This window comes from Pseudomonas arvensis (assembly GCF_056688935.1).
Genome location: NZ_CP162038.1, coordinates 3,218,937 through 3,232,668, shown reverse-complemented (window position 1 = coordinate 3,232,668; position 13,732 = coordinate 3,218,937). Strand labels below are relative to the sequence as shown.

General features: G+C 61.9%; 8 protein-coding genes and 2 pseudogenes. 4 read left to right on the top strand and 6 right to left on the bottom strand.

From position 1 onward, the window contains the following. Positions 1 to 17 precede the first annotated feature (17 nt). Positions 18 to 1,520, bottom strand: coding sequence for a glycine betaine/L-proline transporter ProP (proP, locus tag AB3G88_RS14395; protein ID WP_099585334.1), 1,503 nt, complete (start codon positions 1,518 to 1,520; stop codon positions 18 to 20). A 413-nt stretch (positions 1,521 to 1,933) separates the two neighbouring features. Here proP and AB3G88_RS14390 point away from each other — a divergent pair. Together AB3G88_RS14390 and AB3G88_RS14385 are read left to right on the top strand one after the other, a co-directional pair. Continuing rightward, positions 1,934 to 2,203 (top strand): annotated as a pseudogene (locus AB3G88_RS14390) (GNAT family N-acetyltransferase); the annotation flags it as partial. A gap of 143 nt (positions 2,204 to 2,346) precedes the next feature. After that, on the top strand, positions 2,347 to 3,750 hold the full coding sequence (locus tag AB3G88_RS14385) for an MFS transporter (protein ID WP_480450319.1): 1,404 nt from the start codon (positions 2,347 to 2,349) through the stop codon (positions 3,748 to 3,750). A 51-nt stretch (positions 3,751 to 3,801) separates the two neighbouring features. Here the strand turns inward: AB3G88_RS14385 and AB3G88_RS14380 are convergent, their stop codons facing one another. Then, on the bottom strand, positions 3,802 to 5,094 hold the full coding sequence (locus tag AB3G88_RS14380) for a PQQ-dependent sugar dehydrogenase (protein WP_099585332.1): 1,293 nt from the start codon (positions 5,092 to 5,094) through the stop codon (positions 3,802 to 3,804). Further along, entirely contained in the window at positions 5,091 to 5,504 is a 414-nt protein-coding gene (locus AB3G88_RS14375) for a DUF2231 domain-containing protein (protein WP_160385003.1), read from the bottom strand. Before AB3G88_RS14375 ends, AB3G88_RS14380 begins: the two co-directional genes overlap by 4 nt. Positions 5,505 to 5,725: 221 nt before the next feature. Here AB3G88_RS14375 and AB3G88_RS14370 point away from each other — a divergent pair, with 221 nt between their 5' ends. Together AB3G88_RS14370 and AB3G88_RS14365 are read left to right on the top strand one after the other, a co-directional pair. Then, complete coding sequence (locus AB3G88_RS14370; RefSeq protein WP_099585330.1) at positions 5,726 to 6,751, top strand: apurinic/apyrimidinic endonuclease family protein; 1,026 nt, start codon at positions 5,726 to 5,728, stop codon at positions 6,749 to 6,751. After that, positions 6,748 to 7,542, top strand: coding sequence for a nucleotidyltransferase domain-containing protein (locus AB3G88_RS14365; protein ID WP_480450316.1), 795 nt, complete (start codon positions 6,748 to 6,750; stop codon positions 7,540 to 7,542). Before AB3G88_RS14370 ends, AB3G88_RS14365 begins: the two co-directional genes overlap by 4 nt. 86 nt (positions 7,543 to 7,628) lie before the next feature. Here the strand turns inward: AB3G88_RS14365 and AB3G88_RS14360 are convergent, their stop codons facing one another. From AB3G88_RS14360 to AB3G88_RS14350, 3 genes and pseudogenes are all read right to left on the bottom strand, one after another. Continuing rightward, the gene (locus AB3G88_RS14360; protein ID WP_371926551.1) at positions 7,629 to 8,396 is read right to left on the bottom strand and encodes a methyl-accepting chemotaxis protein; all 768 of its coding nucleotides are present in this window, start codon (positions 8,394 to 8,396) and stop codon (positions 7,629 to 7,631) included. An 87-nt stretch (positions 8,397 to 8,483) separates the two neighbouring features. Further along, a pseudogene (locus AB3G88_RS14355) lies at positions 8,484 to 9,488 on the bottom strand (cache domain-containing protein); the annotation flags it as partial. Positions 9,489 to 9,718: 230 nt separating this feature from the next. Further along, positions 9,719 to 13,702, bottom strand: coding sequence for a bifunctional nitrate reductase/sulfite reductase flavoprotein subunit alpha (locus AB3G88_RS14350; protein WP_480450314.1), 3,984 nt, complete (start codon positions 13,700 to 13,702; stop codon positions 9,719 to 9,721). Positions 13,703 to 13,732: the final 30 nt, after the last annotated feature.

The window sequence follows — 13,732 nt, the reverse complement described above, 5'->3', positions numbered from 1 at the left end:
CCACGCACGGTCAGGGCTTAATTGATTCGCGGATGCTGTTGTACCAGATTCTGGCGCTTGGCTTCCAATGCAGCAATTTCGGCGTCGATGTCTTCGATCTTCTGCTCGATATTGTCGTGGTGTTCCTGCAGCAACTCCTTGGCTTCTTCCATGTCCGACGCCGCCGGTGCCGCGCCACGCAAGGGCTTGTTGGCGGTTTCCTTCATGGTCAGGCCGGTGATCAGGCCGACCACGGCAAACACCATCAGGTAATAGGCGGGCATGAACAGGTCATTGGTGCTTTCCACCAGCCAGGCCACAGCGGTCGGGGTCACACCGGCGATCAGCACTGAAACGTTGAACGCACTGGCCAACGCACTGTAGCGCAAGTGGGTGGGGAACATCGCCGGCAACGTCGAGGCCATCACACCGATGAAGAAGTTGAGGATCACCGCCAGGATCAGGAGACCGGCGAAGATCAGGCCGATCTTGCCGCTGGTGATCAGCATGAATGCCGGGATCGACAGGAACAACAAGCCAACGCTACCGGCGATGATGAAGGGCTTGCGGCCGATCTTGTCGCTGACAAAACCGATGAACGGCTGCACAAACAGCATGCCGACCATGATCGCGATGATGATCAGCACGCCGCTGTTTTCTTTGTAATGCAGGTTGTGGGACAGGTAGCTCGGCATGTACGTGAGCAGCATGTAGTACGTCACGTTGGTCGCCGCGACGATGCCGATGCAGGTCAGCAGGCTGCGCCAATGCTTGGTGGCGACTTCCTTGAACGAGACCTTGGGACCATGGGTCAGGCCTTCGCGGTCGCCTTGTTCGAGCTTGTCCATGTGCTGCTGGAACGCTGGGGTTTCTTCCAGCGCATGGCGCAGGTACAGGCCGATGATGCCCAGGGGCAGGGCGAGGAAGAACGGCAGGCGCCAGCCCCACGCTTCAAATTCGGCTTCGCCGAGCACGCTGGAGATCAGCACCACCACACCGGCACCCAGCACAAAACCGGCAATCGAGCCGAAGTCCAGCCAGCTGCCGAGGAAACCGCGCTTGCGGTCCGGGGCGTATTCGGCGACGAAAATCGACGCGCCGGTGTATTCACCCCCCACCGAGAAACCCTGGGCCATTTTGCACAGCAGCAACAGGATCGGCGCCCAGATGCCGATGGAGGCGTAGCCGGGAATCAAGCCGATGGCGAAGGTGCTCAGGGACATGATCACGATGGTGGCGGCGAGGACTTTCTGTCGCCCGTACTTATCGCCGAGCGCGCCGAAGAACAGGCCACCCAGCGGGCGAATCAGGAATGGCACGGAGAACGTACCCAGTGCGGCGATCATTTGTACGCTAGGGGAGGCGTCCGGAAAGAACACTTTACCGAGCACATAGGCGACAAACCCATAGACACCGAAGTCGAACCATTCCATGGCATTGCCCAGGGCGGCGGCGGTTATCGCCTTGCGCACCTTGGCATCGTCGACGATGGTGATGTCCTTCAACCCGATGGGTTTAACGCTTTTTTTACGTAATTTCATGCGAACCACTCTAAAACCGAACAGGGGTGGTGCTATCACCGCGATAGCACCGCTCTGTCAGTTCAGATACAAGCGGACACGAAATAATTCACCCGCAGGTGTATTTTTTCTCAACCAGGTGCAGAACCACCTGTGGGAAGCGCAATTTTCCAGCTCCACGAGCTCCCTGACAGTGAGCTGGCTTTTGTGATGGGCGGGCTTCTGTGGTGAGCGGGCTTGTTGTGCTGAGCGGGCTTGCCCCGCGCTGGGCTGCGAAGCAGCCCCAAAACCATACAGCTCGGTTTGTCTGGAAAAACGGGGGTGGTTCTGATGGGGCCGCTGCGCAGCCCAGCGCGGGGCAAGCCCGCTCACCACAACAAGCCCGCTCACCACAAAAAAGAGCGGCATCTTGAGAGAGGATCAACCCAATGGCCACCGAGCGCCGCATCAACCTCGGCTACCGTTTTGCCGTGGAGGCGTGGGGGCAGGGCTATGCCACCGAACTTGCCCGCGATGCGCTGGCGTTGGCCTTTGAAAACCTGAACGTGCCCCAAGTGTTCGGGCTGGTGCGACCCGATCACGCCGCCTCGATCCGCGTGTTGGAAAAGGTTGGCATGCAGCACTTCGGCCTTCTTGACGATGTGCCTGGCCAGGCGCCCAGCCTGGTCTTGCGTATTTGTCATCCTACAACTGAGTCTCCGTGAAACTTCTCGTAACCACTTGGTACCTAGACAAACGTTAATCTTTGAGATTGACACCGCTCAGGCGTCTCGCTATAAAAGTCGCAGTTGTACGACGACATATGACGTTACATATGTCCTGACTAACAAAAATAAAAAGTGATGCCATGAATCTGAACGAGCCCATCAGCGCCCACCGCGTGGGTCAGGCGGTAGGCAACTATCGCTGGACCATCTGTGCGATGTTGTTTTTCGCCACCACCGTCAACTACCTCGACCGTCAGGTGCTCAGCCTGTTGGCACCGCAGTTGTCCACGCAATTTGGCTGGAGCAACACGGATTACGCCAACATCGCGGCGGTGTTCCAGTTCGTGTATGCGATTTCCATGCTGTTTGCCGGGCGGTTTGTCGACAAGATCGGCACCAAGGCCGCCTATGTGGTCGCGATTGCCATCTGGTCCACCGGCGCCATCATGCATGCGTTCTCGGTGCAGATGGGTGAGGGCATCGCCGCCGTCAGCGGCGCGATTGGGTTGGCGGTGATTCCGGTATCGATTGCCGGCTTCATGCTCTCCCGTGCAGTGCTGGCGATTGGCGAGGCGGGTAATTTCCCGATTGCGATCAAGGCCACCGCCGAATATTTCCCCAAGAAGGAGCGGTCCTTCGCGACCGGTATCTTCAACTCCGGTGCCAATGTCGGCGCAATCCTGGCGCCGATCTGCGTGCCGCTGATTGCCGGTATGTGGGGCTGGGAGGCCGCCTTCATGGTGATCGGCATGCTCGGCTTCCTGTGGGTGGCGGTGTGGGCGGCGGTGTATGAAAAGCCCGAGCAGCAAAAACGCCTGTCGGTCGAAGAACTGGCCTATATCCGCAGTGACCAGACCGTACAGCCACACACCAAAGCCCCGGCTGGCACGTCCGAGAAGAAAGTTTCGTGGTTCAAGCTGCTGACCTACCGCCAGACCTGGGCCTTTGCCTTCGGCAAGTTCATGACCGACGGCGTGTGGTGGTTCTTCCTGTTCTGGCTACCGACTTACCTGTCGGCGCAATACGGCATGAAAGGCGCCGATATCGTCATGCCGCTGGCGGTGCTGTACAGCATGACCATGGTCGGCAGTATCGGCGGCGGCTGGTTCCCCAGCTACTTCATGGCCCGCGGCGATGCTCCGTACGACGGCCGCATGAAAGCCATGCTGGTGATCGCGCTGTTCCCGCTGGTGGTACTGCTGGCGCAGCCCCTGGGCTATATCAGCTTCTGGGTCCCGGTATTGCTGATCGGCGTGGGTGCGTCTGCGCACCAGGCGTGGTCGTGCAACATCTTCACCACCGTGTCGGACATGTTCCCGCAGAAAACCGTGGCCTCGGTGGTCGGCATTGGCGGCATGGCCGGTGGGATCGGCGGCGTGGTGATGACCAAGATCGGCGGTTGGGTGTTCGACTACTACAAGTCGATCAACGACATCCACACTGGCTACATGATCATGTTCGCCATCTGCGCGCTGGCTTACCTGGTGGCCTGGAGCGTGATGAAAGCTTTGGTACCGCGTCACAAGGAAATCACTGACCTGTAACGCGAACTCCCTGTACGGGGTTTTCTGTAGCAGAAAACCCCGCATCTGCTGCTATTGGTTACGCGTCACTCGCCACACCGTATTGGCCAAGTCATCGGCAATGATCAGTGCACCCTTGGGGTCCACCGTCACACCCACCGGGCGGCCACGGGTCTTGCCGTCGTCGCCACGGAAGCCGGTGGCGAAATCAATCGGCTCGCCCGCCGGTTTGCCATTGCTGAACGGCACAAAGATCACCTTGTAGCCCACCGGATTCTCACGGTTCCAACTGCCATGCTCGCCGACGAACACCCCATCGGCGAATTTCTCGCCCATGGCCGGGATGGAGAAGTCCACACCGAGCGCCGCCACATGGGAGCCCAGGCTGTAATCGGGCTTGATCGCGGCCGCGACTTTGGCCGGGTTCTGCGGTTGCGCACGCGGGTCGACGTTCTGGCCCCAGTAGCTGTAGGGCCAGCCGTAGAACGCGCCTTCACGCACCGACGTCAGGTAATCCGGCACCAGGTCGGGGCCGAGTTCGTCGCGTTCGTTGACTACTGTCCACAATTGCCCGGAGTCCGGTTGGATGGTCAGCGCCGTGGGGTTGCGCAGCCCGGTGGCATAGGGCTTGTGCGCGCCGGTGGCGGCGTCGATCTGCCAGACCATGGCGCGGTCGATTTCCACTTCCATGCCCCGTTCGGTCACGTTGCTGTTGGAGCCGATGCCCACGTAGAGCTGGCGCCCGTCTGCACTCACGGCCAGGGACTTGGTCCAGTGGTGGTTGATCTGTGCCGGCAGGTCGGTGACTTTGACCGGCGCGCCACTGGCCTTGGTCTGGCCGTCGGTGTAGTCGAACCGCACCAGCGCATCCTGGTTGGCCACGTAGAGCTTGCCGTCGGCAAATGCCAGGCCGTAGGGCGCGTTGAGGTTGTCGGCGAACACGGTTTTCAGCTCGTAGGTGCCGTCACCGTCGGCGTCGCGCAGCAGGGTCAGGCGGTTGCCGCCCTTGACCTTGGTGTTGCCCTCGGCCTTGATCAGGCTGGCGATCACATCCTTGGGCTTGAGCTTGGCCGCACTGCCGCCACGGCCTTCGGCGACGAGGATGTCACCGTTGGGCAGCACCAGGGTCTGGCGCGGAATCGCCAGGTCAGTGGCGATTGCGGTCACGCTGTAACCCTCGGGCACTTTGGGTTTCTGCTCGCCCCACGGCGCGGGCTCGGCGATCTTCATGCTCGGCAGCAGACTGCTTTGCTGCTCGGGCAACTTGGGATCGGGGCCACGGGCCTGGGTTTTATCGCCTTCGCCACCACAAGCGCTCAGCAGCAGGGCGGCACTCAACAGGGTCAATGTATTGGACGTTTTCATTTGGCACCTCCCGAACGCAGGCCAGTCCACGTGGCTGCCAGCGTCAGCAGCATCACGATTGCCGACAACACCAGGCCGGTCGGCATGGCGGCGTAGGCATCCTTGGCGTGTTGGAAGGCATTGACCAAGCCCAGGACCCAGGTGACCAACAGCAGCAGGACATACAGCGTGGGCTGCCCGGCCTTGCGCTCGGCGCGCAGCAGGTTGACCAGTGCAAACAGCAGCGCAAAACCACCGAATACCAAGGCACCGGCAATCAGCCAGGAGGCGAAGTTGGCCCATTGAATCTGGTAGGTCTGGGTGTAGGCAATGTCACTGAGCAGGGCGCCGAGAAACAGCGGCACGGTGCCCGCGAGCAAGGTCGCATGCAGCGGACCTGGCGTGCGGCGATAAGTGGAGAGGGTAGTCATGGTGATGGCGGCTCCTTGTCTGTTTCAACGTAGCTTTTTTTTCAACGTCGCGTTGTTTCAACGTAGCTATCCAACGCATCTGGGCGCGGCAGCGCATAGGAAGTGAGCGCGGCGCTTGTCAGAAAGTTCAGGGTGATCAGTGTCTAAATATTATGAACCCGCTGCCTGAGCCCACGCCTAACGCCGTATCATCCTGTCCTTTCCTTTCGTCGGGCGCCTCCATGACACACCCTCGCATTGGCTTTGCCTGCCAGTACAAGCATCCTGAACGCCTATTGTCGGCCAGCGCCCTCAAGCTGATCGAAGGCCCCTTCAACCCGCGCACCACCACCTTGCGCTGGATGGACGGAGTCACGCCGCAGGTCGCCCGCGACAAGCTGGTCGAAGTGGTCACCCATAACCTGGCGGCACAGTTACGCTTGCTGGCCTATGTCGCCGACCTGCCGCCGACCTTGCGCATGCTGCGCCTGAGCAGCGACCTGCTGCCGTTCTACAGCCATCCTAAAGTCGCCGACGTTTATAAAGACCCTGCCATCGAACGCCAATTGATCGAAGGTTTCGCCGCCATCGGCGAGCTGGCGCGCGCCTCGGATATTCGGCTGTCGTTCCACCCCGGCCAATACTGCGTGCTGGGTTCGGAAAACCCCGGCGTGGTGGAAAACAGCCTCGCCGAATTCGAATACCACGCCGACATGATCCGCATGATGGGCTACGGCCGGCGCTTCCAGGACCTCAAGTGCAACGTGCACATCGCCGGGCGCCTCGGCGTGGAAGGCACCCGCGCCGTGTGGTTGCGTTTGTCCGAGGTGGCGCGCAACTGCATCACCTTTGAAAACGATGAAAAGACTTATGGCCTCGACCACTGCCTGCAAGTCGCCGACCTCGCGCCGGTGGTGCTCGACATTCACCACTGCTGGATCAACGAAAACGAGTACATCGACCCCAACAGCGAACGTGTCGCTCGCGTGATCGACAGCTGGCGCGGCGTACGCCCGACGATGCATTACTCCCAACCCCAGGAAAGCCTGCAGGAGCTGGGTTTCGACGCCGAGCACAAGCTGGAAATGGACGCGCTGTTGCAGGTGGTGTCCAAGCGCGACCTGTACGGCCACAGTGCGCAAATGTGGAACCGCTGGACCAACGACTACGCGCTGCAGTTTCTGGAGCGCTTCGACATCATGCTGGAAGCCAAGGACAAGAACGTGGCGGCGCTGGCGTTTTATGAACACTGGAAGAAACAGTCATGAGCCTGTCGAACATCGACCTCAACGGTTACATCCTCAGCGTCACCGATAGCCCCGTGCAGCCTGAGTTTCAACCACTGCTTGAGGATGTCTGCGCGTCGCTGTCGCAGGATGATCTGGGGCTCGATGGGATCTATCTGTACGGCAGTGTCGCCAGGGCAGACGCCACGCCCGGGGTCTCTGACCTTGACCTCACGCTGGTGCTGCGCGAACCGCCGACTGCGCCGCTATTGGAACGCCTGGAGGCGATCCGCCAGGCGCTGGAGCAGCGCCACCCGGAGGTTATCAAGGTCGATTTCGATATTGGCAGTCGTGCGCAGGTCCTGGCGCCTGAAAACACGCACAGCTGGGGCTTCTGGCTCAAGCACCATTGCCGGTGCCTGTGGGGCAATGACCTGTCGCAGCAGTTCGAGCGGTTTCGTCCGTCACGCGAGATCGCCGTGGCGCTGAATGCTGACTTTGAACAGGTGTTGGCGGGCTATCTCACGCGTATCGCGCAGGCCGATGCCGAGCCGCAACGCCTGCGCTTGCAGCGTGAAGCGTCGCGCAAGGCGGTGCGGGCCACGCATGTGCTGCGCTCGGAAGAGGCGACGACGTGGCCGCAGACGCTTGAAGAACATGTCGCGCTGTTCGTGCGGTGTTATCCGACGATGATCACACAGGTGGCATTCTTTCTGTTTGAAGCGCGAAATCCCGAAGCGCAAGGCGATAACTTCACCACCCGGTTGCAAACCTTTATGGCGTGGATGGCCTTGCAACGTACCGCCGCAATCGCAGCACAGGTATCCACATAGCTCCTGAAAGCTGACACATAACGTTGTAGTGAGCGGGACAAGCCCGCTCATCACACGCCAGCGCCTACAGCTGCGCTTGCCGAAAGTCAGGACTTGAAGCGCCCCACCAACCCATTGAGCTCGCTCGACAACTCCGACAACCGCCCCGAGTCGTCCTGCGCCGAGTTGGCCAGGCTTTCCACCAGCCGCGCTTCGTCGTAGATCTGCTGGATATGCCGGTTGATCTCTTCGGCGACGCTGTGTTGTTCCTCGGCGGCGGCGGAGATTTGCAGGTTCTGGTCGCGGATCTCGTTGACCGACAACTGGATGCCTTCAAAGCTGTCCCGCGCGCTCTCGATGGACGACACACTGGCCCGTGACAGGTCCAGGCAACTGCCCATTTTTTGCGTGACTTCCTGGGTCTTGTTTTCCAGGGTGCCGAGCAGGTGTTCGATTTCGCCGGTGGAGTCCGAGGTGCGCTTGGCCAGTGCGCGCACTTCATCGGCCACCACCGCAAAACCGCGGCCCTGATCACCGGCGCGGGCCGCTTCGATGGCGGCGTTGAGCGCCAGCAGGTTGGTCTGTTCGGCAATGGCGCGGATGGTGCCGAGAATCTGGTTGATGCTGCGGCTGCCGGCTTCCAGTTCGACCATGGCCTGGGACGATTCGGTCAGGCGGCGGCCCAGGCGGTTGACGTTGTCGGTGGTCACTTCAATCTGCTGCTTGCCCTCGGCCACGCGGCGGTGGCCGTTCTCGGCGGACTCCGCCGCCCCGCTGCACGAGCGCGCCACTTCGTTGGCGGTGGCGACCATTTCGTTGAACGCGGTGGACACCAACTCCACCGCCTCACGCTGACGCCCGGCGGCTTCGTTCATGTTGTGCGCCACTTCGCTGTTGACCTTGGAGGCGTTCTGCAAATTGGCCGAGGCTGCGCCGATGTGCTGGATCAGTTGGCGGATGGCCGCCAGAAACTTGTTGAACCAGCCCGCCAACTCGGCGGTTTCGTCCTTGCCCTGCACCTGCAGCGCGTGGCGCAGGTCGCCTTCGCCCTCGGCGATGGATTGCAAGCCGCTGCTGACCTGGCCGATGGGCTTGACGATCACCTTGGAAAACGCTGCCGCGAGCAAGCCGAAGACCAGCACCAGCACGCCGACGATGGCGGCGGTGAGGTAGGTCATGCGTGTGGCTTCGGCCATCACTTCGTTGTGTTCGATCAGCCCGATGTAGCGCCAGCCCAGGCCGGGGGAGGTCCACACGTTGGCCATGTAGCGCACACCGCCGATCTCTACTTCGGTGGAGCCTTGAGGCGTTTGGGCAAGGTGGGCATAGGCGTCGCCCAAATCCTTGAGCGGCTTGAAGCTGTGGCCGGCGTCACGCGGGTCCACCAGCACCACACCGTCCTCGATCAGCATCACGTAGCCGCTTTCGCCGAGCTTGATGCTCTTGACCAACTCGGTGAGGTTCTTCAGCGACACGCTGACCACGAACACGCCTTTGGCTTTGCCCGCGTTGTCGAGCAATGCCCGCGCAGTGCCCACCAGGGCCACGTCGTCTTTGTCGTAATAGTAAGCCGGGGTGCGCACGGTCTTGCCGGGGCTGGCCATCGCCGCTTTGTACCAAGGGCGCGTGCGCGGGTCGTATTTGGCCAGTTGCGGGTCATCCGGCCATTTGACGTAGGTGCCGTCTTCCAGGCCGATGGACAGGATGGCCGCCGCCGGGTGGGTGGCGCCAAAGCGGGCGAAACGGTCGATCACGGTTTGCGCGGCCGCAGGCATCGGTTGGCTGGGCGCATCCGCGGGTTGGTAATTCTTCAAGGTGTTGATGGAGGTGTATACAGGATCCGTAGCCATTTGATCGACGTTCTGCAGCGTGCCGTCGAAGAACTGGCGGATATTGCCATCGATCTGGCGGATTTCCCGGGTGCTGCCATCAATGAACTGTTCAACCGCCTGGGTTCGCGTGTTCATGACAGAGATCACGGCCACCAGGCTGACGGGGATAAACGCGACAGAGACAAATGCCAGGACAAGCTTATTTTTTATTTTCATCGAGACGACCATCAGCGCAGAGGGTGGTCAAACCGCCGCACGCTGTAATAACAGTGCGGCGATTTGCTATCAATGCTGTTTCGGCCCGTACTCAGCAAATCTTTAGGGTTTTTTGTACACAATACAATTGACGATTGTTCTGTATCCAATCAGTAGACATCACGCAAGTAACGCTTCTGCTCGCTCAGTTGGCGCCAGTACTCCACGGCGTCCTCCACGCCCAGCCCACCGTGGGTGTGCGCCACTTGGCGCAACGCCTGGTCCACATCCTTGGCCATATGGCTGGCGTCGCCGCAGATGTACAGCCTGGCGCCGTCCTGCAACCAGCGCCACAGCTCGGCGCCCTGTTCGCGAATGCGGTCCTGCACGTAGATCTTCTGCGCCTGGTCACGGGAAAACGCCAGGCTCAGGTGAGTGAGCAGGCCATCGCGCTGCATGCCTTGCAGTTCGTCCTGGTAGTAGAAGTCGCTGGCGGCGTACTGCTCGCCAAAAAACAGCCAGTTACGGCCCTGATGCCCCATGGCCCGACGCTCCTGCAAGAACGCGCGAAACGGCGCCACCCCAGTGCCGGGACCGATCATGATCATTGGCACGTCGCCGTCCCTGGGCGTGCGGAAGTGTTTGGACGGCTGCACAAACACCGGCACTTCGCCGTCGCCGACACGGTCGGCGAGGAAGGTCGAGGACACACCTTTGCGTTTGCCGTATCGCACCGCCGCCACGGTGAGGTGGACTTCCTGGGGATGGGCCTTGGCGCTGGAGGCAATCGAATACAGCCGCGGTTGCAGGCGCTTGAGGGTACCGAGCAGTTCGTCCGCCGAGCAGTCGATGGGGTATTCCTGCAGCACATCCGTGAGCTGTCGGCCCCATAGCCAGTCTTTGAGTTCGGCCTTGTGCTCGGGTCGCAGCAGTTGCTCCAGGCCTGGATTGGCGCTGCGTTCGGCAATAAAGGCCAGGGTCTCGTTGCCGGGGCGGGCGATTTCGAAGTGCTGGGTCAGGGCTTGTTGCAGCGACACGTCACCGAACGTCTCGATGTTCACCGAAGCGCCTGCGCTCAGTTGGGTCAGCTCAAGCAGTTCGCTCACCAGGTCCGGGCAGTTGCGCGGCCGCACGCCGAGGGCATCACCGGCTTCGTAGGTCAGGCCGGAGCCCGTCAGGTCCAGGGCGAACTGGCGGGTTTCCTTGTGGGCGCTGTGGGGGTTCAGGTGCCGGTTGAGCAGCAGGCGTGACGGGTGCAGTTTGGTTTTGCCGGCCGGGGTGGCCGCCGCTGCGACGGGCTTGGCCGGGTTGAGGGTTTGCTGGAATCGGGTCAGCCAGGCATCGGCGGGTTCTTCGAATTCGGTGTCGCAGTCGACACGTTCCAGCAGGCGAGTGGCGCCCAGTTCCAGCAGGCGCTGGTCAAGCCTTTTGCCGTGCTTGCAGAACTGGTCGTAATTCGGATCGCCCAAGGCGAGCACCGCAAACCGCAGAGACTCAAGGCGCGTCTCGACGGTGCTGAGGCTGTGCCAGAACCCTTCGCCATTGTCCGGTGGATCGCCGTCGCCAAAGGTGCTGCTGATCAGGGCCAGGGTCTGGATGCTGGCCAGTTTGCTTGCGGGGAAGTCCGCCATGGCGCTCAGTTCTACGCTGATGCCCGCTTCGCGCAGGCGTTTGGCAAAGCGCTCGGCGAGGGCTTCGGCATTGCCGGTCTGCGACGCCCACAACAGCGTGACGTCCGGGGCGGCTGCTGGCGCAGAGTCTGCGCGGCTGAACAAACCGCCGAGCAAGCCGTCCAGCCATAGGCGGGCATCCTTGGCCAGCGGCGCGCTCGCCGGCATTACCGGTACGCCAGCGTCCTGGCGCGCCGCACTGGCGTGCAGGCCGCTGAGGAACCCGGCGAGGTAGGTGCGTTCACTGTCGCTCAGTAACGGCGCCGGTACGTTACGGATACCGGCGAGTTCGGCGAAGGCGTCGAGGCGCGACATGCTGAAGTCCTCTCGGAGATCTTGGGGAGCGGGTTGATCAAGGAACTGATGGTCGATCAGCTCGACTCGGGCCAGCGCGACAGCGCAGCACTTGAACTCGGGCTGCAGGGAAATCGGGTCGACGGCATCGTTGGTCACCGCGTTGATCGCCAGGTGCTCGCCAAACACATCGTTCCAGTGGAAGGGCGCAAAGCAGTTGCCGGGACGCACGCGGTCAGTGATCAGCGCTGGCAGCACGGCACGCCCGCGCAGGGAGCGCACCTCCACCGGATCCTTGGCCTTGAGGCCCAGGCGCCTGGCATCGTCGGGGTGGACTTCCACGAACGGGCCGGGGTTGAGTTTGTTCAGGGTGGCGACCTTGCCGGTCTTGGTCAGGGTGTGCCACTGGTGCTGCAGGCGGCCGGTGTTGAGCACGAACGGGAAGCGCTCGTCGGGCATTTCCGCAGGCGGCATATGGGGGCGCGGGAAGAACTGGCCTTTGCCGCTGTCAGTGGCGAATGTGAGCGTGCCGGCGGTGCGGTAGCGGATCGGGTTGCGGTCCGCGCCATCCGCCGAAGCGCAGGGCCATTGCAGCGGTTGTTCACGCAGGCGTGCGTGGCTGGCGCCGCGCAGGTCGTAGCCGGTCTTGGGGTTCCAGGCGCGTTTGATTTCTTCGAATACCTCGGCGGCGCTGGCATAGGTGAAGGCGTCGGCAAAGCCCATTTCACAGGCAACCCGAGCGATGATTTGCCAGTCGGGCAACGTGTCGCCGGGCGCCTCGACAGCTTTTTGCATCAGGGTCAGGTTGCGTTCGGAGTTGATCATCACCCCTTCAGCCTCGGCCCACAGCGCGCCGGGCAGCAGGATATCGGCGTAGCGGTTGGTCTCGGTGTCGAGGTAGGCGTCCTGGGTGATCACCAGTTCGGCGGTGCGCAAACCATCGATGGCGATCTGGCGATTGGGCACGCTGGCCACCGGGTTGGTGCAGATGATCCAACACGCCTTGATCTGCCCGGCAGCCATCTGCTCGAACATCGCCACGGTGCCGTTGCCGGCCTGGCGCGGCAGGTGGTCAGGCGGGATTTGCCAGAGGTCTTCGATAAATGCGCGGTCGGCTTCGACCAGCACCGAGCGTTGCCCCGGCAGACCTGGGCCCATGTAGCCCATTTCGCGGCCCCCCATGGCGTTGGGTTGGCCGGTGAGGGAAAACGGCCCGCTGCCGGGGCGGCAAATCGCGCCGGTGGCCAGGTGCAGGTTGCACAGGGCGTTGGTGTTCCAGGTGCCGTGGGTGCTTTGGTTGAGGCCCATGGTCCAGCAACTCATCCACTCGGCGGCCCGGCCGATCCAGTCGGCGGCTTGGCGGATATCCGCTTCGGCCAGGCCGGTGAGGACGGCGACGCGGTCGGGCGAATAGTCCTCAAGAAAGCCAGGCATGGCCTCCCAGCCTTCGGTGAATGCGGCGATGAAGGCTGGGTCGGTGTGGCCGTTTTTAACCAGCAGGTACAGCAGGCCATTGAGCAGGGCGAGGTCGGTGCCGGGCTTGATCGGCAGGTACAGGTCGGCCTTGTCGGCGGTGGCGCTGCGTCGGGGGTCGACCACGATCAGCTTCGCCCCGGCCTTGACCCGGTCCATCATGCGCAGGAACAGAATCGGGTGACAGTCGGCCATGTTGGCGCCGATCACGAAGAACAGGTCGGCGCGGTCAAAGTCTTCGTAGGACCCCGGAGGCCCATCCGAGCCCAGGGACAGCTTGTAGCCGCTGCCCGCGCTGGCCATGCACAGGCGCGAGTTGGATTCGATGTTCGGCGTGCGCACAAAGCCCTTGGCCAACTTGTTGACGAGGTACTGCGCCTCCAGGGACATTTGCCCGGACACGTAGAACGCCAGCGCATCGGGGCCATCGCGGTCGAGGATATGGCGCAGACGGCCGGCGGTTTCGCTGATGGCGGTGTCCATGGCGATGCGCACCGGGTCGTGATCGCGCTCTTCGCGCAAGTAGGCATTCTCCATGCGGCCTGACTCGGCGATGGCTTGGCCGCACGTAGTGCCTTTGGTGCACAGGCGACCGAAGTTGGTGGGGTGGGCCTTGTCGCCGATCACCTTGACCACTTTATTGTTTTCCACTTGCATCACGATGCCGCAGCCGACGCCACAATAAGGACACACGCTGCGTACGCTTTGGTTTGCCATCCGTCACCCTCGAAACTTTTTTACCCGCCA

Bases quoted from the DNA above. Each gene is read 5' to 3' on its own strand.
- AB3G88_RS14360 (WP_371926551.1), bottom strand. From the start codon at position 8,396: ATGAACGAAGCCGCCGGGCGTCAGCGTGAGGCGGTGGAGTTGGTGTCC.
- proP (WP_099585334.1), bottom strand. From the start codon at position 1,520: ATGAAATTACGTAAAAAAAGCGTTAAACCCATCGGGTTGAAGGACATC.
- AB3G88_RS14375 (WP_160385003.1), bottom strand. From the start codon at position 5,504: ATGACTACCCTCTCCACTTATCGCCGCACGCCAGGTCCGCTGCATGCG.
- AB3G88_RS14380 (WP_099585332.1), bottom strand. From the start codon at position 5,094: ATGAAAACGTCCAATACATTGACCCTGTTGAGTGCCGCCCTGCTGCTG.
- AB3G88_RS14385 (WP_480450319.1), top strand. From the start codon at position 2,347: ATGAATCTGAACGAGCCCATCAGCGCCCACCGCGTGGGTCAGGCGGTA.
- AB3G88_RS14370 (WP_099585330.1), top strand. From the start codon at position 5,726: ATGACACACCCTCGCATTGGCTTTGCCTGCCAGTACAAGCATCCTGAA.
- AB3G88_RS14350 (WP_480450314.1), bottom strand. From the start codon at position 13,702: ATGGCAAACCAAAGCGTACGCAGCGTGTGTCCTTATTGTGGCGTCGGC.
- AB3G88_RS14365 (WP_480450316.1), top strand. From the start codon at position 6,748: ATGAGCCTGTCGAACATCGACCTCAACGGTTACATCCTCAGCGTCACC.